The organism is Stutzerimonas stutzeri RCH2, from assembly GCF_000327065.1.
GTDB classification, from domain to species: domain Bacteria; phylum Pseudomonadota; class Gammaproteobacteria; order Pseudomonadales; family Pseudomonadaceae; genus Stutzerimonas; species Stutzerimonas stutzeri_AE.
Map to the genome: position 1 here is coordinate 1,339,413 of NC_019936.1, position 23,322 is coordinate 1,362,734.

Below are 23,322 nucleotides of genomic sequence, written 5' to 3' on the forward strand. Positions count from 1 at the left end.
TGGGGCATTGCGCTTCGCAGCAGGGGACTCATTTCACATCGTCGAGCTGTTCGTCTTGGCTTTAACGGCCTGCCAGTTTGTAAAGGGGTGTTTCATGTGCGGCATAGTGTATCAGCGTTACCGGTAATAACTTGTCATCAATCAAGATGACCTTCTTAAGCAAAAAGGCCAGCACCTTTCGGGCTGGCCTTCTCGTTTAACGCTTTCGAGTGGTTGATCAGAGCGTTGCGATACGGTCGCGCTGCTCCTGCAACCGGGCTTTGGCCTGTTCGGCCTCGGCCAGTTTGGCGCGTTCCTTGTCGATCACCTCGGCCGGTGCCTTGTCGACGAAGCCGGCGTTGGACAGCTTGCCGCCGACGCGCTTGACCTCGCCGTCCAGACGCGCGATCTCCTTGTCCAGGCGTGCCAGTTCGGCGTCCTTGTCGATCAGGCCGGCCATCGGCACCAGCACCTGCATGTCGCCGACCAGAGCGATCGCCGACAGCGGCGCTTCCTCGCCGGCGCCGAGCAGGCGCACGCTTTCCAGCTTGGCCAGCTTCTTCAGCAGCGGCTCGTTGTCGGCCAGACGGCGCTGGTCCTCGGCCGAGGCATTGCCCAGCACCACGTCGATGCGCTTGGCCATGGAGATGTTCATCTCGCCGCGGATCTGGCGGATGCCCAGCATGAAGGCCTTGACCCACTCGATATCGCCTTCGGCCGCTTCATCGATGCGCTCGGGGTTGAACTCCGGCCAGGGCTGCAGCATCAGCGTCGGACCGGATTTGCCGGCCAGCGGCGCGACGCGCTGCCAGATTTCCTCGGTGATGAACGGCATGAACGGATGTGCCAGGCGCAGCGCGGTTTCCAGCACGCGCACCAGGGCGCGGCGGGTGCCGCGCTGGCGTTCGGCGCTGGCGGTTTCGTCCCACAACAGCGGTTTGACCAACTCCAGATACCAGGCGCAGTACTCGTCCCAGATGAATTCGTAGAGCGCCTGAGCAGCCAGATCGAAGCGGAAGGCTTCCAGCTGGCGGGTCACTTCGGCTTCGGTACGCTGCAGTGCGGAAATGATCCAGCGGTCCACCGAGGACAGCTCCACCGGCTCATCATTGGCGCCGGTGTCCTTGCCTTCGGTGTTCTCGAAGACGAAGTTGGCGGCGTTCCAGATCTTGTTGCAGAAGTTGCGGTAACCCTCGACGCGGCCCATGTCGAACTTGATGTCGCGGCCGGTGGAGGCCAGCGAGCAGAAGGTGAAACGCAGGGCGTCGGTGCCGTAGCTGGCGATGCCTTCGGGAAATTCGGCGCGGGTCTGCTTGGCGATCTTCTCGGCCAGCTTGGGCTGCATCATGCCGCTGGTGCGCTTGGTCAGCAGTTCATCAAGGGTGATGCCGTCGACGATGTCCAGCGGGTCGAGCACGTTGCCCTTGGACTTGGACATCTTCTGCCCCTGGCCATCGCGCACCAGACCGTGCACATAGACGGTCTTGAACGGGATCTGCCCGGTCAGGTGGGTGGACAGCATGATCATCCGGGCGACCCAGAAGAAAATGATGTCGAAGCCGGTGACCAGCACGTCGGTTGGGTGGAAGGTCTTGAGGAAATCGGTCTGCTGCGGCCAGCCGAGGGTGGAGAAGGTCCACAGGCCGGAGCTGAACCAGGTGTCCAGCACGTCCTCGTCCTGACGCAGCTCGACGTTGTTGCAGAGGTTGTACTTGCTGCGCACTTCCACTTCATCGCGGCCAACGTAGACGTTGCCGGCTTCGTCGTACCAGGCTGGAATGCGGTGGCCCCACCAGAGCTGACGGCTGATGCACCAGTCCTGGATATCGCGCATCCAGCTGAAGTACATGTTCTCGTACTGCTTGGGTACGAATTCGATCTCACCGCTCTCCACCGCAGCGATGGCTTTTTCGGCCAGCGGCTTGGTTGAGACGTACCACTGGTCGGTCAGCCAGGGCTCGATGATGGTGCCTGAGCGATCACCGCGCGGCACTTTCAGCGCATGGTCGTCGATCTTTTCCAAGAGGCTCATGGCTTCGAACTCGGCGACGATGGCCTTGCGCGCATCGAAACGGTCCATGTGCGCGTAGCCGTCTGGCAGGCTGCCGTCGAGCTTGTCGTTCACCGAACCATCGATGTTGAATACCTGGGCGCGGGCCAGGACGCAGGCGTTCTGGTCGAAGATGTTGATCAGCGGCAGATGATGGCGCTTGCCGACTTCGTAGTCGTTGAAGTCATGCGCCGGGGTGATCTTCACGCAGCCGGTACCGAATTCGAGGTCGACATAGTCATCGGCGACGATGGGGATCAGGCGGTTGACCAGCGGCAGCATGACGTGGCGGCCGATCAGACTCTTGTAGCGCTCGTCTTCAGGGTGCACTGCAATGGCGGCGTCACCGAGCATGGTTTCCGGGCGGGTAGTGGCGACCACCAGATAATCCAGGCCGTCAGCGGTCTTGCAGCCGTCCGCCAGCGGGTAGCGCAGGTGCCAGAGGTAACCCTTCTCGTCGTGGTTCTCCACTTCCAGGTCGGAAATGGCGGTGTGCAGCTTGGTATCCCAGTTGACCAGACGCTTGCCGCGGTAGATCAGGCCGTCCTCGTGCAGACGGACGAAGGCTTCCTTGACCGCTTCGGAGAGGCCATCGTCCATGGTGAAGCGCTCGCGCGACCAGTCCACCGAGGAGCCCAGGCGACGGATCTGCCGGGTGATGGTGCCGCCGGATTCTTCCTTCCACTGCCAGACCTTCTCGAGAAACTTCTCGCGTCCAAGGTCATGACGCGAAACGCCCTGCGCGCCGAGCTGGCGCTCGACGACCATCTGCGTGGCGATACCCGCGTGGTCGGTGCCAGGCTGCCACAGGGTGTTGCGGCCCTGCATGCGGCGCCAGCGGATCAGTGCATCCATGATCGCGTTGTTGAAGCCGTGGCCCATGTGCAGGCTGCCGGTTACGTTCGGCGGCGGGATCATGATGGTGTAGGGCTCGCCGGAACCTTTCGGGGCGAAATAGTTGTTCGATTCCCAGGTCTGGTACCAGGAAGTCTCGATGGCGTGCGGCTGGTAGGTCTTGTCCATGCGGCGGGACCCTTAAAACGGCTGGTCGGAAAAACGCGCAAGTATAAAGGCAAACGGCCGCGAGGTTTTGCGGCCGTGCGGGATTAACTGCGGATTAGCGCGGAGAACGCGCGGTTGGCGACGCTTCAGGGGCGCGGTGTACGAACCAGGCGCTCGAGGCGTGTTTCCAGGCGGCGTTTGAGCTCGGCTTCGATCTGCGGCACGAAGTCGTCGATGACTTCCTGCAGGATCAGGTTAGCGGCTGTGCGTAGCTCGTGATCGACATGTCTCTCGGCCAAGGAGCGGAACGCACTGCGGACACTGGTTTCCCTTGGCTCATCGTCGCTGGCGCCGCCGGCGGCTACGGCCGGTGCGGGCTCGACGATGTCGGACAGCAGCGGGATGCTGTCCGGATCAAGCGTGGCGCTGTTCGGCGGTTCGTCAGGAAAATCGTCACCGAGCAGGGCACGAATGGACTCTAGATCGCTCAGCAGCTCGGCGGGTTTGTTCGGGGCTTTCGGTGTCATCTCAGAGGTTCCGGAGGCTGCAGCATCCCGGCTGCTGCCAGGGGTTGTCCCTTGCTGTCGTATGGAGGGTTCTAAAGCTCGACCCGTTGCGGATCATAGCCCTGACGGCGATACAGGCGGAAATTCTCCCGGCAGGCGGTCAGCAGCTGCGGCTCCTGATTGACGATCTCGATGATCCGGCTGAACTGGTCAAGGTGCGATGAAAGCGTCGACGCCAGGTTGATCAGCAGCCCCTGGGCGAACGGCGGCGCCTGGTCGATACCGATGACCACAGGGGTCTGAGGCTCATCGGCATCCTGCTCGTGGGGAATGAAGCGCTCGGCGCGGAAGCTCCAGAGCAGCTCGTCCAGCTGGTTGGACTGCGCTTCGTCTACGCAACGGATGAAGACCTGCATACCATGCTGCCAGCCCTTGGCGGCCAGCTGACAGGCCGCCCGCAGGCGGCCGAGTGGGCTGTCGTCCGGCAGTACGTAGAACTCGACCCGGGTCATGAACGTGCTCCGCTCGAGCCGGCCGGCGTGAGGCGGCTCCGGCCCGAGGGTGCGTGCGCGGCGGCCGGCATCGTCAGCTGGCCCGATCCAGCAGGTATTGGGTCAGCAGCGGCACCGGACGGCCAGTGGCGCCTTTTTCCTTGCCGCCGCTGGTCCAGGCCGTGCCGGCAATGTCCAGATGCGCCCAGGCGTATTTCTTGGTGAAGCGTGAGAGGAAACAGGCCGCGGTGATGGTGCCAGCCTTGGGTCCACCGATGTTGGCGATGTCGGCGAAGGGGCTGTCCAGCTGCTCCTGATACTCATCGAACAGCGGCAGCTGCCAGGCGCGATCAGCGGCGCTTTCGCCTGCCAGCAGCAGCTGCTGCACCAGTTCGTCATTATTGCCCAGCAGCCCCGAGGTGTTGCTGCCCAGTGCGACGATACAGGCGCCGGTCAGGGTGGCCACGTCGATCACGGCGCGCGGCTCGAAGCGCTCGGCATAGGTGAGGGTGTCGCACAGCACCAGACGGCCTTCGGCGTCGGTGTTGAGAATCTCCACGGTCTGGCCGCTCATAGTGGTGACGATGTCACCTGGGCGGGTGGCGCCGCCGCTGGGCATGTTCTCGGCGCAGGCCAGCAAGCAGACCAGGTTGATCGGCAGCTGCAGCTCCAGCACCGCCTTGAGCGTGCCAAGTACGCTGGCGGCGCCGCCCATGTCGTACTTCATTTCGTCCATGCCCTGGCCCGGCTTGAGGCTGATGCCGCCGGTGTCGAAGGTGATGCCTTTGCCCACCAGCGCGTAGGGCTTGTCGCCTTTCTTGCCGCCGTTGTACTGCATGACGATGATGCAGCCGGGCTGATCGCTACCCTGAGACACGGCAAGGAATGCACCGGCGCCCAGGTCCCGCAGCTTCTTCTCATCCAGCACGTCGACCTTCAGGCCCTTGTAAGCCTTGCTCAGCTGCTTGGCCTGCTCGGCGATGTAGATCGGGTGGCAGACATTCGGCGGTAGATTGCCAAGGTCGCGGGTGAAGGCCATGCCGCTGGCGATCGCCGCTGCCTCGCGCGCGGCGCGCTCCAGCGCCGGCTGTTCGGCCTTGTCGCAGAGCAGGATGATCTTCTGCAGCGCACGCGGTTCGGCTTTCTTGCTCTTGAAGCTGTCGAACACGTACTGGCCGTCGGCGACGATCTCCACCAGCAGGCGAGTGCGCGCGTAGCTGTCGCGGCCCTTGACCTGCACGTCCTGCATGGCGAAAGCCGCGTCGCCGCCGCCGAGGTTCTTGATCACCGCCAATGCCGCGTTGACCACCTTGCGCCATTGACGACTGTCGAGGTCGTCCGCCTTGCCGATGCCGACCAGCAATACGCGTTCGGCCTTGAGTCCTGGCAGGCTGTGCAGCAGCAGTGTCTGCCCCGACTTGCCCTGAATGTCACCACGCTTGAGCGCGGCACTGAGCGCGCCGCCGCTGGCGCTGTCCACGCTCTGCGCGACGCTGCCGAGGACGCAATCCTCGCCCAGCGGCAGAATCAGGGTGGCGGTCTTCTGGGTGGAGGCTTTGGCGCTTTTGACAACAAATTCCATGACGTGGTGTCCCCAAGACAAAGAGTCGGGTTTGCAGGATAATGCCGGGCTTATTTTTCCGGTGGTTCGCCTGTACGGTCGTTGCTAACGACTGCGCTAGGCTAGAAACGTTGCAATCGACCGTGCTTCGGCGATTGCCTCGGCGCGGCGATCCGCGTCCGGTCGGTGTGCCATTACCTATTTCCATCGGTCTGCTGCGGCGGGCCGGCAACTGGCGGCTAGTTTGAGCGTTGCCGCCAGAGCCTGACAACCCTGGAGTGTCTGGTTTGATCGTCTTTCGTTACCTGTCCCGAGAGCTGCTGGTCACCATGAGCGCGGTCAGCGCCGTGCTGCTGGTGATCATCATGAGCGGCCGCTTCATCAAGTATCTGGCGCAGGCTGCGCAGGGGGTGCTCGATCCCGGCGTGCTGTTGCTGATCATGGGCTTTCGTCTGCCCGGCTTCCTTCAACTGATCCTTCCTCTTGGGCTGTTTCTCGGCATTCTGCTGGCCTACGGCCGCCTCTACCTTGAAAGCGAGATGACCGTGCTGTCGGCAACCGGTATGAGCCAGCGCCGCTTGCTGGCCTACAGCATGGCGCCGGCCGCGCTGGTTGCGGCAATGGTGGGTTGGCTGAGCCTGGGTCTGGCGCCGCAAGGTATCGCCGAGGTGGATCGCATCCTCAATCAGCAGGATTCGCTGACCGAGTTCGACACGCTGGTCCCGGGGCGCTTTCAGACGCTGCGTGGGGGCTCGCGCGTGACCTACACCCGTGAGCTCTCGGCTGACCGCAGTGAGCTGGGCGGGGTGTTCATTTCCGAAACCAACGTATCGCGCCAGACCGGCAAGGAAAGCGGGCTGTCGGTGTTGGTTGCCGAAAGCGGCCGGCAGGAGATCCAGCCTGACGGCAGTCGCTACCTGATTCTGGAAAACGGTTATCGCTACGACGGCAATCCGGGGCAGGCCGACTATCGTGCGATCCAGTACGACACCTACGGTGTGCTGCTTCCCAAGCCTGAGGTGAGCATGGAGCTGAGCGAGCGCGAGGCCATGCCGACCCGCGAGCTGGTGGGCAGCGATAACGTGCGCCATCAGACCGAGTTGCAGTGGCGGCTATCTCTGCCGCTGCTGGTGTTCGTGGTCACGGTGCTGGCTGTGCCGTTGGCGAAGGTCAACCCTCGGCAGGGACGCTTCCTCAAGCTGCTGCCGGCCATCCTGCTTTACATGACCTATCTCGCACTGTTGATCGCCGTACGTGGCGCGCTGGACAAGGGGCGTCTGCCAATGGCGTTGGGGCTGTGGTGGGTGCATGGACTGTTCCTGGCGATCGGTCTGCTGATGCTGTTCTGGGAGCCGATCCGGCTGCGGATGAGCAAGCGCCGGATGCAGCGGGAGGTGGCCCATGGTTAAGCTCGATCGCTACATCGGTATTCATGTCTTTCTCGCGATTCTGACCGTCCTCGGCATCATCGTCGGGTTGGCATTGCTGTTCGCTTTCATCGATGAGCTGGGTGATGTCCAGGGCGGCTATGGCCTGGGCGACGCCCTGCAGTACGTGCTGCTTACCTCGCCGCGTCGGCTGTATGAAATGCTGCCGATGGCTGCCCTGATCGGATGCCTTATCGGTCTCGGTACCCTGGCCAGCAGCAGTGAGCTGACCATCATGCGCGCCGCCGGCGTCTCGTTGGGTCGTATCGTGATGGCGGTGATGAAGCCGATGCTGGTGCTGCTCGTCGCAGGCATCCTGATTGGCGAGTATGTCGCACCCGCCACCGAGGATATCGCCCAGGCACGACGTTCCCTGGCGCAAGGTGCGGGCGAGGCGCAGAGCAGCAAGCGCGGGTTGTGGCATCGGCAGGAAAACGAATTCGTGCACGTCAACGCCGTGCAGCCCGGTGGCGTTCTGGTCGGCGTGACGCGCTATCGCTTCGACGATGAACGCCGCCTGCAGGCCTCCAGCTTTGCCCGGCGTGCCACTTATCAGGGGGATCACTGGAAGCTCGAAAATATCTCGACGACGCATTTTCGCGGCGACCACACCGAAGTGCTGCGCGCGCCGGAAGAGCGTTGGGATGTTCAGCTGACCCCTCAGCTGCTTGGCACCGTGGTGATGGAACCGGAAGCGCTGTCGATCACTGGGTTGTGGCGTTATATCCACTATCTCGGCGAGCAGGGTTTGAACAATGGGCGTTACTGGCTGGCCTTCTGGACAAAGGTCCTACAGCCGGCAGTGACCGTTGCGCTGGTTCTGCTGGCGATCTCGTTCATCTTCGGGCCACTGCGTTCGGTCACGCTCGGTCAGCGCATCTTCACTGGGGTGGTGGTCGGCTTCGTGTTCCGCATCATCCAGGATCTGCTCGGCCCGGCAAGCCAGGTGTTCGGCTTTTCGCCATTGCTGGCGGTGGTGTTGCCGGCGAGTGTCTGTGCGCTGATCGGTGCCTGGCTGCTGCGTCGGGCGGGCTAGTGGCTGGCCTTCGCTGTATGCTGCTGAAGGCCATGTTTGTGGGCGAAGGATCGCTCGGTTAGCGACGCCTATTTCTTGTGGATGTTCTTCGGCAGCTGAACGGCCTGGCTGTCGGAGTAGATGTCGTGCCAGGTGCGCTTTTGCTTGTCGATCAGCATCCACCAGTAGCCCATGCCCAGGCACAGCAAGGAAACCAGCGCGATCAGGAAGCGCAGCAACGCTTGCCATAGATCGATGGCGCGTCCGTCCGCGTTCTGGATTCGAATGCCCCACACCTGCATGCCCAGTGTCTGGCCGTTGTGGGTCCAGAATTTGGCAAAGAAGCCGAACAGACTGAACAGCAGCAGGGTCGAGAGCAGTGGGTCGATATCCAGACGACCGGCATCGGCGAGCGTCTGCAGCTGTTCACTGCCATAGATCAGTCGCAGTAGCACCTGCTGGTAGAGCAGGGTGACCACCATCATCAGTGCGATGCACAGCAGGCTGTCATAGAACATCGCTGCAAGTCGGCGCAGCAGGCCGGCGGCGGGGAATTGGCCCTGCGGGCTGAGCAGGTGTCTGCGCATTGCATGTCTCGATCTAAGGAACGGTGGCGCATTCTACGGAATTGCACGCATAAAAAAGCCCCTGATGTTGCCATCAGGGGCTTTTCGGAGAGAAGGCTTAGCCCAGGATCTGAACCTGGTCTGCCTGCATGCCCTTTTGACCTTGCACGGCGACGAAGCTGACTTTCTGGCCTTCTTTCAGGCTCTTGAAGCCGTTGCCTTCGATCGCGCGGAAGTGCACGAACAGATCCGGACCGCTCTCAGGAGTGATGAAACCAAAACCTTTCTCGTCGTTAAACCACTTGACGGTACCGTTCTGACGATTCGACATGTCTTTGTATCCTTGAAACTCAAAAGTAGAATTGCCCCCGCATAGCAGGAAGCTGGAACTGGTTGCAAGGAGTAAGAGAGTCGAGCGGAGTAGCGGATCTGAAGATCTACTGCACCAGGTCACGATTCAACAGCGACCCATGCAAACACAGTGGGCACACTCTACGATAACTCGCCAGGGAATGCCAACCCCTCGGAGCCATAGAATTTGCCTGTCCAGGCGGCGCCGTTCGGCGCTTTTGAGGTGGGCCTGACCCGCCGTATCCACTAGCGTGGGGAGTCATGCCGCGTGCCGACCGACTCGCTAAGGATGTCAGTCTGCGGGAGAATCGATGTTGCCGTTTTGCTTGCTGTACTGCAGATCCATGCTGAGTGCGAGATGGTTGCGTACTGCCTGATGCTCTTTGAAGCTTCGCTACCGCGAGTAGCCCTCTGTGGCATTCCGCTTTGTCGGCGCCGAGTGGCTTGCAGCGTAGCTGCGTGTAGCGATTCACTGATGGTGCCTCGAGAGAGACTCGAACTCTCACGTTGTTACCAACGGCGGATTTTGAATCCGCTGCGTCTACCGATTCCGCCATCGAGGCACAGTGGGCGCGCAGTATAGGGATGTGAAGTGCGGTGGTCAATCGTTTGGCATGGTCAGATAGGCGCCTTTCGGATAAGATTTGCGCCCTTTTCCGCGTCCTGAATCCTGTCCATGCAAGTCGCTGATTTTTTCTTCCAGCTGCCCGACGCCCTCATCGCGCGACATCCCCTGGCGGAGCGGCGTGCAAGTCGTCTGCTGGTGCTTGATGGTGAAACCGGCAAGCTTTCGCACCGTCATTTCGCGGATCTGCTGGAGTACGTGCGCCCCGGCGACCTGATGGTATTCAACAATACTCGAGTCATCCCGGCGCGCCTGTTTGGACAGAAGGCTACTGGCGGCAAGCTGGAAATCCTCGTCGAGAGGGTGCTTGGCAGTCGCAGCGTTCTGGCGCACATCCGTTCGAGCAAGTCGCCCAAGGCCGGTTCGCGGATTTTGCTGGATGGCGGCGGAGAGGCAGAAATGGTCGCTCGGCATGATGCCTTGTTCGAGCTGCAATTCGACGAGGATGTCCTGTCGCTGCTCGAGCGTATCGGGCACATGCCTTTGCCTTCTTATATAGATAGGCCCGATGACGCCGAAGATCGCGAGCGTTATCAGACCGTTTACGCTCAGCGTGCGGGGGCTGTGGCAGCACCTACAGCAGGGTTGCACTTCGATGAGGCTTTGCTCGACTCGCTGCGGGAGGCCGGCGTGGAAACCGCCTATGTCACCCTTCACGTTGGCGCCGGAACCTTCCAGCCTGTACGTGTCGAGCGTATCGAAGAGCACCACATGCACCGTGAATGGCTCGAGGTGACGCAAGAGGTGGTCGATGCTGTGGCAGCCTGTCGCGCCCGCGGCGGTAGGGTGATTGCTGTCGGAACCACTAGCGTCCGTTCGCTGGAGACCGCCGCTCGCGGTGGCGAACTCAAACCATTCAGTGGCGATACCGATATCTTTATTTATCCGGGCAAAACCTTTCATGTGGTCGATGCTCTGGTGACCAATTTTCACTTGCCCGAATCCACGCTGCTGATGCTGGTTTCCGCTTTTGCCGGCTACCCGGAAACCATGGCTGCCTACGCCGAGGCCGTAGCGCAGCGCTATCGCTTCTTTAGTTACGGTGATGCCATGTTCATTACCCGCAATCCCGTGCCGCGCGGTCCCGAGGAAAGCCAATGACCCGTTCCTGCCATATGTCCTTCGAGCTGCTTGCTACCGACGGCAAGGCGCGTCGCGGGCGTCTGACCTTTCCCCGAGGCACCGTCGAGACGCCGGCGTTCATGCCGGTGGGCACCTACGGCACCGTCAAGGGCATGTTGCCTCGCGACATCGAGGCGATCGGTGCGCAGATCATCCTCGGCAATACCTTCCACCTGTGGCTGCGTCCGGGAACGGAAGTGATCAAGCGTCACGGCGACCTGCACGACTTCATGCAGTGGCAAGGACCGATCCTGACTGATTCCGGTGGCTTTCAGGTGTTCAGTCTCGGGGCGATGCGCAAGATCAAGGAAGAGGGCGTTTACTTTGCCTCCCCGGTCGACGGTGCGAAGGTGTTCATGGGGCCGGAGGAGTCAATGCAGGTCCAGCGTGACCTCGGTTCGGATATCGTGATGATCTTTGACGAATGCACGCCCTATCCGGCTGACGAAGATGTCGCACGGCGCTCGATGGAGCTGTCGTTGCGCTGGGCTAAGCGCTCGAAAGTTGCCCATGGTGATAGTCCGGCTGCGCTATTCGGCATCGTCCAGGGTGGTATGCACGAGTCGTTGCGTATGCGTTCGCTGGAAGGGTTGTGCGAGATCGGTTTCGATGGCCTGGCTATCGGTGGGCTTTCAGTAGGCGAGCCGAAGGAAGAGATGATTCGCGTGCTGGATTTCCTGCCGCCGCAAATGCCGGCCGAGAAGCCCCGCTATTTGATGGGCGTGGGCAAGCCGGAGGATCTGGTCGAAGGTGTGCGGCGTGGAGTCGACATGTTCGATTGCGTGATGCCGACCCGCAATGCGCGCAATGGTCATCTGTTTACCGATACCGGCGTGATCAAAATTCGTAACGCGGTGCACAAACACGACGATTCGCCACTGGATCCGAGCTGTGACTGTTACACCTGCAAACATTTCTCCCGTGCGTATCTGCATCATCTGGATAAATGCGGCGAAATGCTGGGTAGCATGTTGAATACCATACATAACCTGCGACATTACCAGCGGGTTATGGCTGGTTTACGCGACGCCATTCAACAGGGTACATTGGCGGCCTTTGTCGACGCCTTTTATGCCAAGCGCGGTCTGCCAACGCCGCCGCTTGCGTGACGTGCCAGAGCAAAACAATCCTTTCTGCAACAGGAGTGCTACATGAGCTTTCTGATTCCCGCCGCCTATGCCCAGGAGGCTGCCGCTGGTCCTGCTGGTACTGGTTTCGAGTGGGTATTTCTGGTCGGTTTTCTGGTCATCTTCTACCTGATGATCTGGCGCCCCCAGTCCAAGCGTGCCAAGGAACACAAGAACCTGATCGCCGGCCTGCAGAAGGGCGACGAAGTGGTTACCTCTGGCGGAATCGCTGGCAAGGTCACCAAGGTCGCCGATGACTTCGTGGTCATCGAAGTGTCCGACAACGTTGAGCTGAAGTTCCAGAAAGTGGCAATCGCCGCAACGTTGCCCAAGGGCACACTGAAAGCCATCTGAGCTGACTTCATTCAACACCGACGGGGCGCGCAAGGCGCCCCGCGTTCATTAAACGGGCTGCGTCATGCTCAATAGATTCCCTCTCTGGAAATACCTGCTGATTCTGGCAGTGCTCGCGATCGCCTTTGTTTATTCGGCGCCCAATCTCTATCCGGACGATCCGGCGATTCAGGTCACCGGTGCCAGCACGGCGCAGGAAATCGGAACCGAAGATCTCGAGCGCATCAGCAAGGCGCTCGTGGATGGCGGTATCGCTGTCAAGTCTGCATCGCTCGACGAGCAGGGGCGCGGCGGCCTGGTGCGCCTGGAACGGCAAGATGACCAGTTGCCGGCGAAAGACATCGTTCGGCGCACGCTCGGCGACGCCTACGTCGTTGCCCTCAATCTGGCACCTACGACGCCCGACTGGTTGCGCAGTCTTGGTGCGAGTCCGATGAAACTGGGGCTCGACCTTTCCGGCGGTGTGCACTTCCTGTTGGAAGTCGACATGGAAAAGGCCATCGAGACGCGGCTCAACGTTTCCGAGGGCGAGGTCAAGAGCCTGCTGCGCAAGGAGCGTGTGCGCTATCGCAGCCTGCCGAATCTGAAAGATGCCGTGCAGCTGGGCTTCGCCGATGAGGCCACGCTTGGCAATGCGCAGTCGCTGATCCGCAAGAACTTCACGGACTTCGAGCTGACCTCCTCCGAGCGCAACGGTCAATTCGTGCTGCGCCTGACGCTAACTGAGGCCAAGCTGGCAGAGATTCGTGAGTACTCGATCAAGCAGAACCTGACCACGGTGCGTAATCGCGTCAACGAGCTCGGTGTGGCCGAGCCGCTGGTGCAGCGTCAGGGGGCCAATCGGATCGTGGTCGAGCTGCCGGGCGTTCAGGACACCGCCGAAGCCAAGCGTATTCTCGGCAAGACGGCGAACCTGGAGTTCCGTCTGGCGGCTGACGCTGACGCATCGCGCGCTTCCACCGAGGCGTTCGAGTTCCGTCAGGAAGGCCGTCCTCCGGTCCAGTTGGAGCGTACCTTGATCATCACCGGTGATCAGGTGACCGATGCCCAGGCCAGCTACGACGAGAACGGTCGCCCGCAGGTCAACATCCGTCTCGATGGTCACGGCGGCGATCTGATGAATCGCGCGACGCGTAACAATGTCGGTCGCAGCATGGCGGTGATCTTCATCGAGCAGCGGCCGATGACCCGCTATGTGCGGCAGATGGTTGACGGCGTGGAGCAGGAAGTACGGGTCGAAACCTTCCAGGAAGAGAAGAAGATCATCAGCCTGGCGACCATCCAGTCGCCGCTCGGCAGCCAGTTCCGCATCACCGGTCTCGACGGTCAGGGTGAGTCGTCCGAGCTGGCGCTGCTGCTACGCGCCGGCGGCCTGGCTGCGCCGATGTATTTCGCCGAAGAACGCACCATTGGGCCAAGCCTGGGAGCCGAGAACATCAAGCTGGGTGTTCAGGCCGCCATGTGGGGCTTCCTTTTCGTCGCCATCTTCATGGTGCTGATCTACAAGTTCTTCGGCGTGCTGGCGACCATCGCGTTGCTCTTCAATATGGTGGTACTGACCGCCATGATGTCGATGCTCAACGCCACGCTCACCCTGCCGGGTATTGCCGGTATCGTGCTTACCATGGGTATGGCGGTCGACGCCAACGTGCTGATCTTCTCGCGAATTCGTGAGGAAATTGCCAATGGCATGTCGATTCAGCGCGCCATTCATGAAGGTTTCGATCGGGCGTTCTCGGCGATCGTCGACGGCAACCTGACCACCTTGCTGGTGGGCGGCATTCTGTTCGCCATGGGTACCGGCCCGATCAAGGGCTTTGCGGTGACTCTGTCGATCGGCATCCTGACGTCGATGTTTACCGCAATCATCGTGACGCGCGGCATGGTCAACCTGATCTACGGTGGCCGCGATCTCAAGAAGCTGTGGATTTAAGGGGCTAGCACGATGAAACGCGTAATCAATTTCATGGGCGTCCGTCATGTGGCCTTCGCACTCACCGTGCTGCTTACGGTTGCTTCGCTGGCCAGCCTGGTAGTCAAGGGGCTCAATTTCGGCCTGGACTTCACCGGCGGCACATTGATCGAGCTGGGCTACGAGCGTCCGGTCGAGCTCGAGCAGGTTCGTGGGCAGTTGGTCCAGGCCGGTTTCGCCGATGCAGTGGTTCAGAGCTTCGGGGCGACCACCGATGTGCTGGTGCGCATGCCAGGTGATGACCCGCAGCTTGGGGAGCGTGTCGCCAGTGCGCTGCGTAACGCTGACAGCGGCAATTCGGTGAGCGTAAAGCGCGTCGAGTTCGTCGGGCCGGCGGTGGGCGAGGAGCTGCGCGATCAAGGTGGGCTGGGCATGCTGCTCGCGTTGGGCGGCATCCTGGTTTATGTGGCTTTCCGCTTTCAGTGGAAGTTTGGCCTGGGCGCTGTGCTGTCGTTGTTCCACGATGTGATCCTGGTGCTCGGGGTGTTCTCGTTTTTCCAGATATCGTTCGACCTTACGGTGCTGGCCGCGGTGCTGGCGGTGATCGGCTATTCGCTGAACGACACCATCGTGATCTTTGACCGGATTCGCGAGAACTTCCGCATGCTGCGCAAGGCGGAGCTGCTGGAAAACATCAATATCTCCACCACGCAGACCCTGCTGCGAACCGTGGCGACTTCCGTATCCACCTTGCTTGCCGTAGGCGCGCTGATGGTGTTCGGTGGCGAGAACCTTTGGGGCTTCTCGCTGGCGCTGTTGATCGGCGTCGGCGCTGGCACCTACTCGTCGGTCTACGTGGCAGGCATGTTGCTGGTCTGGCTCAAGCTCACCCGCGATGACCTGATTCCGCCAGTGGTAGAAGAGGAAGTCGACGAGCGCCCCTGATCCTCTCTTGAACTTCCGCAGCCTGGCGAGGTCCAAGGCTGCGGAACGGGCGCAGCCCGAAGGAAGAGGATGTCACTGTGAACAAGTCCATGTTGGTCGGTACGGCACTCGGTGTGGTGGTCGCCACCGCTGGCGGCGCTTTCGCTACTTATACCCTGGTCGATAGAGGGCCGAAGTTCGCCGAGGTGTTGGCGGTCGAGCCAATCAAAGAGACCATCCGAACGCCCCGTGAGGTGTGCAAGGATGTCACGGTGACGAGGCAGAAGCCTGTGCAGGACGAGCATCGCATCGCGGGTACGGCGGTAGGTGCCGTGGTCGGCGGTCTGCTCGGCAATCAGGTCGGTGGCGGCAACGGCAAGAAAATCGCGACCGTCGCCGGTGCGGTCGGCGGGGGCTACGCTGGTAACCAGGTGCAGGGGCGGATGCAGGCCAACAGTACCTATACCACCACTGAAACGCGTTGCAGCACGGTTACCGATACGCACGACAAGGTCGTCGGCTACGACGTCAAGTACGACCTTGATGGAAAGGTTGGTCGTGTACGCATGGATCGTGATCCGGGAAGTCAGATTCCGGTGCAGGACGGTCAACTATTGCTGTCGCAGCAATGATCTGAGCGAAGCTGCAGATGAAAAAAACGCCCCGACGGGGCGTTTTTTTTGCGTCAAACTCAGCGCTTGAGTGACGGCGTCAGGTGCGGCTGGATGGCGGTCAGTACGGCCTTGAAGCATTTGGTATTGCCGGCGACGATCTGTCCTTTCTCGAGGAAGTCGTGTCCACCGCTGAAGTCGCTGACCAGGCCGCCTGCTTCCTGAATCAGCAGGGCGCCTGCCGCCATGTCCCATTCGGAGAGGCCAAACTCCCAGAACGCATCGAAGCGGCCAGCGGCGACATAAGCAAGGTCCAGGCTCGCGGCGCCGGCACGGCGCAGGCCGGACGTCTGGCCGACCAGGCTGCGGAACATGTTCAGGTAGGCGTCCAGGTTGTCCATGTCGCCGTCCTTGAACGGAAAGCCGGTGCCGAGCAGGGCGCCGTCCAGGCTTTTGCGTGCGCTGACTCGCAGGCGGCGACCGTTTACTGCTGCGCCGCGACCGCGGCTTGCGGTGAACTCTTCCTGGCGGACAGGATCCAGAACGACGGCGTGTTCCAGGCGACCGCGGTATTTGCACGCAATGCTGACAGCATAGTGTGGAATGCCGCGGACGAAGTTGGTGGTGCCGTCCAGTGGGTCGATGATCCACAGGTAATCGGTGCCGTCACCGGATCCTTCGAGCAGCCCGCCTTCCTCGCCGAGGATGCCGTGATTCGGGTAAGCCTTGCGCAGAGCGGCAACGATGCTTTGCTCGGCGGCCTTGTCGATCTCGGTGACGTAGTCCTTTGCTTCTTTCTCGTTGACCGAGATTGCATCCAGGCGATCGGTGGAGCGGACAATCAGTTCGCCGGCGCTGCGGGCGGCGCGCAGCGCGATATTCAGCATGGGCTGCATGGATCAATTACCTGGTCGTTAAAGAAAGCGCGAAATTCTATCAGGAAAGCGTCAGCGCATGTAGCGTCACCGGTGCTGTCACTGGGTCTCGCCGATGGCGGATCAAGAGGCGCTTCCTGTAAGCTTTCCGCTCGCTTTCACGCAGAGAATCATCGTGTCGCTGCAGAACATTCGTGTCGTGCTGGTCAACACCAGTCACGCTGGCAACATCGGTGGCGCAGCCCGCGCCATGAAGAACATGGGTCTTTCCCGGCTGGTTCTGGTGGATCCGGAAGACTTTCCAAGCCCCAATGCGGTGGCCAGGGCGTCCGGCGCGACCGATATTCTCGATGCTGCGCAGGTGGTCGGTACGCTGGAAGAGGCTTTGGTCGGTTGTAGTCTGGTGCTCGGGACCAGTGCGCGTGATCGGCGCATTCCTTGGCCGTTGCTGGATCCGCGAGAGTGCGCGGCGGTCTCCGTGGAGCAAGCGAGTGGTGGCGGTGAGGTGGCGTTAGTGTTCGGTCGGGAGTACGCCGGGCTGACCAACGAGGAGCTGCAGCGCTGCCAGTATCACGTCCATATTCCGTCTGATCCGCAGTTCAGTTCGTTGAATCTCGCGGCGGCGGTGCAGGTGCTGACCTATGAGGTGCGCATGGCCTGGCTAGCGGCCGAGGGGCGGCCGACGAAGGTTGAGAAACTGGAAACCACGGCAATGCTGGATGCCCAGCCGGTGACGGTGGATGAGCTGGAGAACTACTTCGGTCATCTCGAGCAGACGCTGGTTGATATTGGTTTTCTTGATCCGGCCAAGCCCAGGCATCTGATGCCGCGGTTGCGCCGCCTCTACGGGCGTAGCGGCATCAGCAAGCTGGAAATGAACATCCTGCGCGGTATTCTCACCGAGACACAGAAGGCTGCGCGCGGCGAGCCTCACAAGCGGAGAAGTGATTGATGTTCGAACGCATGCGCGAAGACATTCAGAGCGTTTTCCATCGTGATCCGGCAGCACGCAATGCGTTTGAAGTCCTGACCTGCTATCCGGGCCTGCACGCCATCTGGATCCACCGTCTTTCCCATTGGTTGTGGATGCATGAGTGGAAATGGCTGGCACGCATGTCATCGAACCTGGGGCGCTGGCTGACTGGTGTCGAGATCCATCCGGGGGCCAGGATCGGGCGTCGTTTCTTTATCGATCATGGCATGGGTATCGTCATTGGCGAGACCGCGGAAATCGGTGATGACGTGACGCTATATCACGGCGTGACACTCGGTGGCACCAGCTGGAACAAGGGCAAGCGCCATCCGACGCTCGAGGATGGTGTAATCGTTGGGGCGGGCGCGAAGATTCTCGGTCCGTTCACCGTCGGCGCGGGCGCGAAGATCGGCTCCAATGCGGTGGTCACGCGGGAAGTGCCGCCGGGTGCGACCGCGGTTGGAATTCCGGGTCGGGTGATCGTCAAGTCCAGCGATGAGCAGGAAGCCAAGCGCAAAGCCATTGCCGAAAAGATCGGTTTCGATGCTTACGGCGTCAGCGAGGATATGCCTGATCCTGTCGCGCGAGCCATCGGGCAGCTGCTGGATCATGTTCAGGCGGTAGAAGAGCGCCTGGAGGGTATGTGTGGCGCTTTGAAGGCGCTGGGTAGCGATTATTGCGCCAAGGACCTGCCGGAGCTGCGAGAAGAGGACTTCGTCGAAGTGAAGTCCGACGCTGGCGATGCCCGCACCTGAAGTGCGCAGGCTGGCAGCAGCTGATATCATGGAGGCCCGCTGCATCTGGCCAGATATGGCTTCCTGACTAAAGACCTACTGAATTGATAGGTCTTATAGTTGACTCAAATACTCGGGAATAGCATAATTGCGCCAAACCGTAATGCTTGGTGCAGACCGATGCGATTAACCACCAAAGGCCGTTATGCCGTTACCGCCATGCTTGACTTGGCGCTACATGCGCAGCATGGGCCGGTCTCCCTGGCCGATATTTCCGAGCGGCAGGGTATTTCCCTTTCCTATCTCGAGCAGCTCTTTGCCAAGCTGCGCCGCAGTAGTCTGGTGACCAGCGTGCGCGGCCCTGGCGGAGGCTATCAGTTGTCGCGTGACATGGCTGGTATCCAGGTGGCTCAGGTTATCGATGCTGTCAACGAGTCGGTCGATGCCACGCGCTGCCAAGGCCTCGGTGGTTGTCATTCCGGCGATACCTGCCTGACCCACCACCTGTGGTGCGACTTGAGCCAGCAGATTCATGAATTCCTCAGCGGTATCAGCCTGGCTGACCTGGTGAAGCGCCAGGATGTGCAGCAGGTCGCGCTGCGCCAGGATATGCGTAAAGCTGGCGGCACTTCACCGCAGATGGACAAGATAGAAACGTCCGCCATCGAATGAGCAGGGCGACCGCCTGATAGGAGATACCTGAATGAAATTGCCGATTTACCTGGACTACTCTGCGACCACTCCCGTGGATCCGCGTGTTGCCGCCAAGATGATCGAGTGCCTGACGAACGAAGGCAACTTCGGCAATCCGGCGTCGCGCTCTCACGCTTTTGGCTGGAAGGCTGAGGAAGCTGTAGAGAATGCTCGTCGCCAGGTCGCCGAACTGGTCAATGCTGACCCGCGCGAAATTGTCTGGACCTCGGGTGCTACCGAATCCGACAACCTGGCGATCAAGGGTGTTGCGCATTTCTACGCATCCAAGGGCAAGCACATCGTCACCACGAAGATCGAACACAAGGCGGTGCTGGATACCACTCGCCAGCTAGAGCGCGAAGGCTTCGAAGTCACCTATATCGAACCCGGTGAGGATGGCATCGTCACTCCTGCCATGGTCGAGGCTGCGTTGCGTGACGACACCATTCTGGTGTCTGTGATGCACGTGAACAACGAGATCGGCACCATCAATGACATCACTGCCATCGGTGAGCTGACCCGTTCTCGCGGCATTCTTTTCCATGTCGATGCGGCGCAATCCACCGGTAAGGTCGAGATCGATCTGGAGAAGATGAAGGTCGACCTGATGTCCTTCTCTGCGCACAAGACCTATGGTCCGAAAGGCGTTGGTGCGCTGTACGTCCGCCGCAAGCCGCGCGTACGCCTCGAGGCGCAGATGCATGGCGGTGGTCACGAGCGTGGCATGCGCTCCGGCACCCTGGCTACCCATCAGCTGGTGGGGATGGGTGAGGCCTTCCGTATCGCCAAGCAAGAGATGGTCCAGGAAAACGAGCATATCCGCGCGCTGCGTGATCGCTTCTACAAGCAGGTCGAGCATCTCGAGGAGCTCTACGTCAACGGCAGCATGACTGCTCGTGTGCCGCACAACCTGAACCTCAGTTTCAACTATGTTGAGGGTGAGTCGCTGATCATGGCGCTCAAGGACCTGGCGGTATCTTCCGGTTCCGCCTGTACGTCCGCTTCGCTGGAGCCTTCCTACGTGCTGCGTGCCCTGGGTCGTAACGATGAGCTGGCGCACAGCTCCATCCGTTTCACCTTCGGTCGCTTCACTACCGAAGAGGAAATCGACTACGCAGCTCAGAAGGTATGTGAGGCCGTGACCAAGCTGCGTGAACTCTCGCCCCTGTGGGACATGTTCAAAGACGGCGTCGACATCTCCAAGGTCGAGTGGCAAGCCCACTGACCGGTGTCAAACGCCGCACAGCCTGATCTAAGAGGATTGCACCATGGCATACAGCGATAAGGTCATCGACCACTACGAAAATCCGCGCAACGTCGGCAAGTTCGACGCTGAAGACCCGAGCATCGGTACCGGCATGGTTGGCGCGCCGGCCTGCGGCGACGTGATGCGCCTGCAAATCAAGGTCAACGAACAGGGCGTCATCGAAGATGCCAAGTTCAAGACTTACGGTTGCGGTTCAGCCATTGCCTCCAGCTCCCTCGCAACTGAGTGGATGAAGGGCAAGACGCTGGAAGAGGCGGAAACTATCAAGAACACCCAGCTGGCAGAAGAGCTGGCGCTGCCGCCGGTGAAGATCCACTGCTCCGTGCTCGCCGAAGATGCGATCAAGGCGGCGGTACGCGATTACCGCGAGAAGAAAGGTCTGCTCTAAGGGAGGTTGCAATGGCTATCACCATGACGCCCGCGGCCGCCCAGCATGTTCGCCGCTCGCTGGACGGGCGGGGCAAGGGTGTAGGTGTGAGGCTTGGGGTTCGTACGACCGGCTGTTCCGGGTTGGCCTACGTCCTCGAGTTCGTCGACGAGACGGCAGCCGAGGACTCGGTGTTCGAAAGCCATGGGGTCAAGGTGATCATTGATCCCAAGAGCCTGGTTTACCTTGATGGCACCGAGCTCGACTTCGTTCGCGAAGGGCTCAACGAGGGCTTCAAGTTCAACAATCCGAACGTTCGTGGCGAATGCGGCTGCGGCGAGAGCTTCAATATCTGAGGACGCCGTGGGTACTCCCTGTCATTTTGCACTGTTCGAGTTGAAGCCCGAGTTCGAGCTGGATCTCGCGCATCTCGCCGACCGTTATCGAGAGCTGGCTCGCCAGGTTCATCCGGATCGCTTCGCCGATGCTGGTGAAAGCGAGCAGCGCCAAGCGCTGGAGCGGTCCGCCAACCTCAATGAGGCTTACCAGACACTCAAGAGCCCCAGCCGACGCGCGCGCTATCTGCTGGCGATCGAAGGGCATGAAGTGCCGCTGGAAGCTACTGTGCAGGACCCTGCTTTCCTGATGCAGCAGATGCATTGGCGCGAGGAGCTCGAGGAGCTTCACGAGCAGGCCGACCTCGCCGGCGTGGCGGCATTCAAGTCACGGTTGAAGCAGGCGCAGCAAGGTCTTAATGATGACTTTGCTCAGATCTGGCGAGACCCGGCGCGGCGCGCCGACGCAGAACGCTTGGTTCGACGCATGCAGTTTCTCGACAAGCTGACCCAGGAAGTGCGCCAACTCGAAGAGCGCCTCGACGATTAACCCCGCGCAGCGCCGAGCGTTGCGCCCGATATCAGACAGACATGGCCTTACTTCAGATTGCTGAGCCCGGACAAAGCCCACAGCCTCATCAGCGGCGCCTGGCTGTCGGAATAGACCTGGGTACCACAAATTCTCTTGTGGCTGCCCTGCGCAGTGGCGTTACTGCGCCCCTGGCGGATGCCGATGGGCAGGTGATCCTGCCATCGGTGGTGCGTTACCACGCGGATCACGTTGAGGTTGGTGCACAAGCCAAGCTTGCTGCGGCGACCGATCCGTTCAATACCATCAGTTCCGTTAAGCGGTTGATGGGGCGCGGGCTCGCCGATGTGAAGCAGATGGGCGAGCAGTTGCCGTACCGCTTCCGTCAGGCTGAATCGCAGATGCCTTTCATCGAGACGGTTCAGGGTGCCAAGAGCCCGGTGGAAGTCTCTGCTGAAATTCTTCGCGCACTACGTCTGCGTGCCGAGGAGAGCCTGGGTGGCGAGCTGGTCGGGGCGGTGATCACCGTTCCTGCCTATTTTGACGATGCGCAGCGTCAGGCAACCAAGGATGCCGCACGGCTTGCGGGGCTCAACGTCCTTCGTCTGCTCAACGAACCCACCGCGGCGGCCGTTGCTTATGGCCTGGATCGTCAGGCCGAAGGCGTCGTTGCTATTTACGATCTGGGTGGCGGAACCTTCGATATTTCAATTCTTCGCCTGACCAAAGGCGTGTTCGAAGTGCTGGCCACTGGCGGCGATACTGCGTTGGGCGGCGACGACTTCGACCATACCGTGGCTGACTGGATTCTCGAGTGTGCCGGCGTGTCCGGCGACCTCGAGCCGGGTGCGCAGCGGGAATTGCTGAAGATTGCCTGTGATGCCAAAGAGCGTCTCACTGACGTCGACGTAGTGACTGTTGCCTATGCCGGCTGGTCCGGTGAACTGCATCGAGAGACCTTCGACGCGCTGATCGAACCGATGATTGCGCGCAGTCTGAAATCCTGCCGGCGTGCCGTGCGCGACTCCGGCGTGGAGCTGGAGGAGATCACCGCGGTGGTGATGGTCGGTGGCTCGACTCGCGTGCCGAAAGTGCGTTCTGCAGTCGGACAGTTATTTGGTCGTGAGCCGCTGACTGATATCGATCCTGACGAGGTCGTGGCGATCGGTGCAGCGATTCAGGCCGAAACGCTGGCCGGAAACAATCGCGACGGAGAAGAGCTGCTGTTGCTCGATGTGATTCCGTTGTCGCTCGGTCTGGAGACCATGGGTGGGCTGATGGAGAAGATCATCCCGCGCAATACGACGATTCCGGTCGCCCGGGCGCAGGACTTCACCACCTATAAAGATGGCCAGTCGGCCATGATGATTCATGTCCTCCAAGGCGAGCGTGAACTGATTTCCGATTGCCGCTCTCTGGCGCGCTTCGAGCTGCGCGGCATTCCGCCGATGGTCGCGGGGGCGGCGAAGATTCGCGTTACCTTCCAGGTCGATGCAGACGGTTTGCTCAGCGTATCGGCGCGCGAACTGGCATCCGGCGTCGAGGCCAGTATCCAGGTCAAGCCGTCTTACGGCCTCACTGATGGCGAGATCGCGCGCATGCTCGAGGACTCCTTCCGCAAGGCGGACGAGGATCGCGATGCGCGCGCGCTGCGTGAGCAGCTGGTCGATGCGCAGCGTTTGCTGGAAGCGGTCGAGGCAGCGTTGGCGGCTGATGGCGAGCGCCTGCTGTCTGCCGAAGAGCGGCTTGCTATTGACTCCCAGATGGCCGGATTGCGCGGGCTGCTGGACAGCCAGGATGCGGTCGCCATCGAGCGGCAGACCAAACGCCTTAGCCAGATTACCGACGCCTTTGCCGCGCGTCGCCTGGACTCCACCGTCAAGGCCGCGCTGGCCGGGCGGCGGCTCAACGATATCGAGGATTGAC

Annotated in this window: 23 protein-coding genes and 1 tRNA gene; 16 read left to right on the forward strand and 8 right to left on the reverse strand. The window is 60.9% G+C overall.

Annotation, left to right across the window (positions count from 1 at the left end; translation table 11 throughout):
• Window positions 1-217 precede the first annotated feature (217 nt).
• The 4 genes from PSEST_RS06005 to PSEST_RS06020 form a co-directional block, all read right to left on the reverse strand.
• Complete coding sequence (locus PSEST_RS06005; RefSeq protein ID WP_015276114.1) at window positions 218-3,052, reverse strand: valine--tRNA ligase; 2,835 nt, start codon at window positions 3,050-3,052, stop codon at window positions 218-220.
• 125 nt (window positions 3,053-3,177) lie between these two features.
• A complete protein-coding gene (locus PSEST_RS06010; RefSeq protein ID WP_015276115.1) occupies window positions 3,178-3,558 on the reverse strand; it encodes a hypothetical protein in 381 nt (126 codons plus the stop codon).
• A gap of 71 nt (window positions 3,559-3,629) precedes the next feature.
• Complete coding sequence (locus tag PSEST_RS06015; RefSeq protein WP_015276116.1) at window positions 3,630-4,049, reverse strand: DNA polymerase III subunit chi; 420 nt, start codon at window positions 4,047-4,049, stop codon at window positions 3,630-3,632.
• Between the two features lie 73 nt (window positions 4,050-4,122).
• Window positions 4,123-5,610, reverse strand: a complete 1,488-nt coding sequence (locus PSEST_RS06020; protein WP_015276117.1) for a leucyl aminopeptidase — start codon at window positions 5,608-5,610, stop codon at window positions 4,123-4,125.
• Between the two features lie 266 nt (window positions 5,611-5,876).
• Between PSEST_RS06020 and lptF the strand changes: the two genes are divergently transcribed.
• Together lptF and lptG are read left to right on the forward strand one after the other, a co-directional pair.
• A complete protein-coding gene (gene lptF, locus PSEST_RS06025; protein ID WP_015276118.1) occupies window positions 5,877-6,998 on the forward strand; it encodes an LPS export ABC transporter permease LptF in 1,122 nt (373 codons plus the stop codon).
• The gene (gene lptG, locus PSEST_RS06030; protein ID WP_015276119.1) at window positions 6,991-8,052 is read left to right on the forward strand and encodes an LPS export ABC transporter permease LptG; all 1,062 of its coding nucleotides are present in this window, start codon (window positions 6,991-6,993) and stop codon (window positions 8,050-8,052) included. Before lptF ends, lptG begins: the two co-directional genes overlap by 8 nt.
• Window positions 8,053-8,120: 68 nt before the next feature.
• Here lptG and PSEST_RS06035 read toward each other — a convergent pair whose 3' ends face one another.
• The 3 genes from PSEST_RS06035 to PSEST_RS06045 form a co-directional block, all read right to left on the reverse strand.
• Entirely contained in the window at window positions 8,121-8,618 is a 498-nt protein-coding gene (locus PSEST_RS06035) for an RDD family protein (RefSeq protein WP_015276120.1), read from the reverse strand.
• Window positions 8,619-8,715: 97 nt separating this feature from the next.
• The gene (locus tag PSEST_RS06040; RefSeq protein ID WP_003298189.1) at window positions 8,716-8,928 is read right to left on the reverse strand and encodes a cold-shock protein; all 213 of its coding nucleotides are present in this window, start codon (window positions 8,926-8,928) and stop codon (window positions 8,716-8,718) included.
• 496 nt (window positions 8,929-9,424) lie between these two features.
• Window positions 9,425-9,511, reverse strand: a tRNA-Leu gene (locus PSEST_RS06045).
• A 113-nt stretch (window positions 9,512-9,624) separates the two neighbouring features.
• Here PSEST_RS06045 and queA point away from each other — a divergent pair.
• The 6 genes from queA to PSEST_RS06075 all read left to right on the forward strand — a co-directional run bounded on the left by queA (window position 9,625) and on the right by PSEST_RS06075 (window position 15,644).
• Window positions 9,625-10,674, forward strand: a complete 1,050-nt coding sequence (queA, locus tag PSEST_RS06050; RefSeq protein WP_015276121.1) for a tRNA preQ1(34) S-adenosylmethionine ribosyltransferase-isomerase QueA — start codon at window positions 9,625-9,627, stop codon at window positions 10,672-10,674.
• A 14-nt stretch (window positions 10,675-10,688) separates the two neighbouring features.
• Complete coding sequence (gene tgt / locus PSEST_RS06055; protein ID WP_085990607.1) at window positions 10,689-11,804, forward strand: tRNA guanosine(34) transglycosylase Tgt; 1,116 nt, start codon at window positions 10,689-10,691, stop codon at window positions 11,802-11,804.
• 42 nt (window positions 11,805-11,846) lie between these two features.
• On the forward strand, window positions 11,847-12,176 hold the full coding sequence (gene yajC / locus PSEST_RS06060) for a preprotein translocase subunit YajC (RefSeq protein WP_003296020.1): 330 nt from the start codon (window positions 11,847-11,849) through the stop codon (window positions 12,174-12,176).
• A 64-nt stretch (window positions 12,177-12,240) separates the two neighbouring features.
• Window positions 12,241-14,109, forward strand: a complete 1,869-nt coding sequence (gene secD / locus PSEST_RS06065; protein ID WP_015276123.1) for a protein translocase subunit SecD — start codon at window positions 12,241-12,243, stop codon at window positions 14,107-14,109.
• A gap of 12 nt (window positions 14,110-14,121) precedes the next feature.
• Entirely contained in the window at window positions 14,122-15,033 is a 912-nt protein-coding gene (secF, locus tag PSEST_RS06070) for a protein translocase subunit SecF (RefSeq protein WP_015276124.1), read from the forward strand.
• A gap of 77 nt (window positions 15,034-15,110) precedes the next feature.
• Complete coding sequence (locus PSEST_RS06075) at window positions 15,111-15,644, forward strand: glycine zipper 2TM domain-containing protein (protein ID WP_015276125.1); 534 nt, start codon at window positions 15,111-15,113, stop codon at window positions 15,642-15,644.
• 59 nt (window positions 15,645-15,703) lie between these two features.
• On the opposite strand, the gene suhB is transcribed toward PSEST_RS06075, so the two are convergent.
• Complete coding sequence (gene suhB, locus PSEST_RS06080; RefSeq protein WP_015276126.1) at window positions 15,704-16,519, reverse strand: inositol-phosphate phosphatase; 816 nt, start codon at window positions 16,517-16,519, stop codon at window positions 15,704-15,706.
• 94 nt (window positions 16,520-16,613) lie between these two features.
• On the opposite strand from suhB, the gene trmJ reads away from it, so the two are divergent.
• The 8 genes from trmJ (at window position 16,614) to hscA (ending at window position 23,321) form a co-directional block, all read left to right on the forward strand.
• Complete coding sequence (trmJ, locus tag PSEST_RS06085; protein ID WP_232422570.1) at window positions 16,614-17,450, forward strand: tRNA (cytosine(32)/uridine(32)-2'-O)-methyltransferase TrmJ; 837 nt, start codon at window positions 16,614-16,616, stop codon at window positions 17,448-17,450.
• Complete coding sequence (gene cysE, locus PSEST_RS06090) at window positions 17,450-18,226, forward strand: serine O-acetyltransferase (protein WP_015276128.1); 777 nt, start codon at window positions 17,450-17,452, stop codon at window positions 18,224-18,226. The genes trmJ and cysE overlap by 1 nt, the downstream gene beginning before the upstream one ends.
• A gap of 159 nt (window positions 18,227-18,385) precedes the next feature.
• Window positions 18,386-18,877 (forward strand): Fe-S cluster assembly transcriptional regulator IscR, encoded by a 492-nt coding sequence (gene iscR, locus PSEST_RS06095; RefSeq protein ID WP_015276129.1) that lies wholly within the window; start codon window positions 18,386-18,388, stop codon window positions 18,875-18,877.
• A gap of 31 nt (window positions 18,878-18,908) precedes the next feature.
• Window positions 18,909-20,123 (forward strand): IscS subfamily cysteine desulfurase, encoded by a 1,215-nt coding sequence (locus PSEST_RS06100; RefSeq protein ID WP_015276130.1) that lies wholly within the window; start codon window positions 18,909-18,911, stop codon window positions 20,121-20,123.
• 43 nt (window positions 20,124-20,166) lie between these two features.
• The gene (gene iscU, locus PSEST_RS06105; RefSeq protein WP_003284664.1) at window positions 20,167-20,553 is read left to right on the forward strand and encodes a Fe-S cluster assembly scaffold IscU; all 387 of its coding nucleotides are present in this window, start codon (window positions 20,167-20,169) and stop codon (window positions 20,551-20,553) included.
• Between the two features lie 11 nt (window positions 20,554-20,564).
• The gene (gene iscA / locus PSEST_RS06110) at window positions 20,565-20,888 is read left to right on the forward strand and encodes an iron-sulfur cluster assembly protein IscA (protein WP_003298170.1); all 324 of its coding nucleotides are present in this window, start codon (window positions 20,565-20,567) and stop codon (window positions 20,886-20,888) included.
• Between the two features lie 7 nt (window positions 20,889-20,895).
• Window positions 20,896-21,417 carry a co-chaperone HscB gene (gene hscB, locus PSEST_RS06115; RefSeq protein WP_015276131.1) on the forward strand — a complete coding sequence of 174 codons (522 nt, stop codon included), beginning with the start codon at window positions 20,896-20,898 and terminating at the stop codon, window positions 21,415-21,417.
• 41 nt (window positions 21,418-21,458) lie between these two features.
• On the forward strand, window positions 21,459-23,321 hold the full coding sequence (hscA, locus tag PSEST_RS06120; protein ID WP_015276132.1) for a Fe-S protein assembly chaperone HscA: 1,863 nt from the start codon (window positions 21,459-21,461) through the stop codon (window positions 23,319-23,321).
• The last annotated feature ends 1 nt before the right edge of the window (window position 23,322 follow it).

Bases quoted from the DNA above. Each gene is read 5' to 3' on its own strand.
- PSEST_RS06040 (WP_003298189.1), bottom strand. From the start codon at position 8,928: ATGTCGAATCGTCAGAACGGTACCGTCAAGTGGTTTAACGACGAGAAA.
- yajC (WP_003296020.1), top strand. From the start codon at position 11,847: ATGAGCTTTCTGATTCCCGCCGCCTATGCCCAGGAGGCTGCCGCTGGT.
- iscU (WP_003284664.1), top strand. From the start codon at position 20,167: ATGGCATACAGCGATAAGGTCATCGACCACTACGAAAATCCGCGCAAC.
- tgt (WP_085990607.1), top strand. From the start codon at position 10,689: ATGTCCTTCGAGCTGCTTGCTACCGACGGCAAGGCGCGTCGCGGGCGT.
- suhB (WP_015276126.1), bottom strand. From the start codon at position 16,519: ATGCAGCCCATGCTGAATATCGCGCTGCGCGCCGCCCGCAGCGCCGGC.
- hscA (WP_015276132.1), top strand. From the start codon at position 21,459: ATGGCCTTACTTCAGATTGCTGAGCCCGGACAAAGCCCACAGCCTCAT.
- cysE (WP_015276128.1), top strand. From the start codon at position 17,450: ATGTTCGAACGCATGCGCGAAGACATTCAGAGCGTTTTCCATCGTGAT.
- PSEST_RS06010 (WP_015276115.1), bottom strand. From the start codon at position 3,558: ATGACACCGAAAGCCCCGAACAAACCCGCCGAGCTGCTGAGCGATCTA.
- secD (WP_015276123.1), top strand. From the start codon at position 12,241: ATGCTCAATAGATTCCCTCTCTGGAAATACCTGCTGATTCTGGCAGTG.
- trmJ (WP_232422570.1), top strand. From the start codon at position 16,614: ATGGCGGATCAAGAGGCGCTTCCTGTAAGCTTTCCGCTCGCTTTCACG.
- iscR (WP_015276129.1), top strand. From the start codon at position 18,386: ATGCGATTAACCACCAAAGGCCGTTATGCCGTTACCGCCATGCTTGAC.
- PSEST_RS06015 (WP_015276116.1), bottom strand. From the start codon at position 4,049: ATGACCCGGGTCGAGTTCTACGTACTGCCGGACGACAGCCCACTCGGC.
- PSEST_RS06005 (WP_015276114.1), bottom strand. From the start codon at position 3,052: ATGGACAAGACCTACCAGCCGCACGCCATCGAGACTTCCTGGTACCAG.
- secF (WP_015276124.1), top strand. From the start codon at position 14,122: ATGAAACGCGTAATCAATTTCATGGGCGTCCGTCATGTGGCCTTCGCA.
- PSEST_RS06035 (WP_015276120.1), bottom strand. From the start codon at position 8,618: ATGCGCAGACACCTGCTCAGCCCGCAGGGCCAATTCCCCGCCGCCGGC.
- queA (WP_015276121.1), top strand. From the start codon at position 9,625: ATGCAAGTCGCTGATTTTTTCTTCCAGCTGCCCGACGCCCTCATCGCG.
- PSEST_RS06100 (WP_015276130.1), top strand. From the start codon at position 18,909: ATGAAATTGCCGATTTACCTGGACTACTCTGCGACCACTCCCGTGGAT.
- lptG (WP_015276119.1), top strand. From the start codon at position 6,991: ATGGTTAAGCTCGATCGCTACATCGGTATTCATGTCTTTCTCGCGATT.
- iscA (WP_003298170.1), top strand. From the start codon at position 20,565: ATGGCTATCACCATGACGCCCGCGGCCGCCCAGCATGTTCGCCGCTCG.
- PSEST_RS06020 (WP_015276117.1), bottom strand. From the start codon at position 5,610: ATGGAATTTGTTGTCAAAAGCGCCAAAGCCTCCACCCAGAAGACCGCC.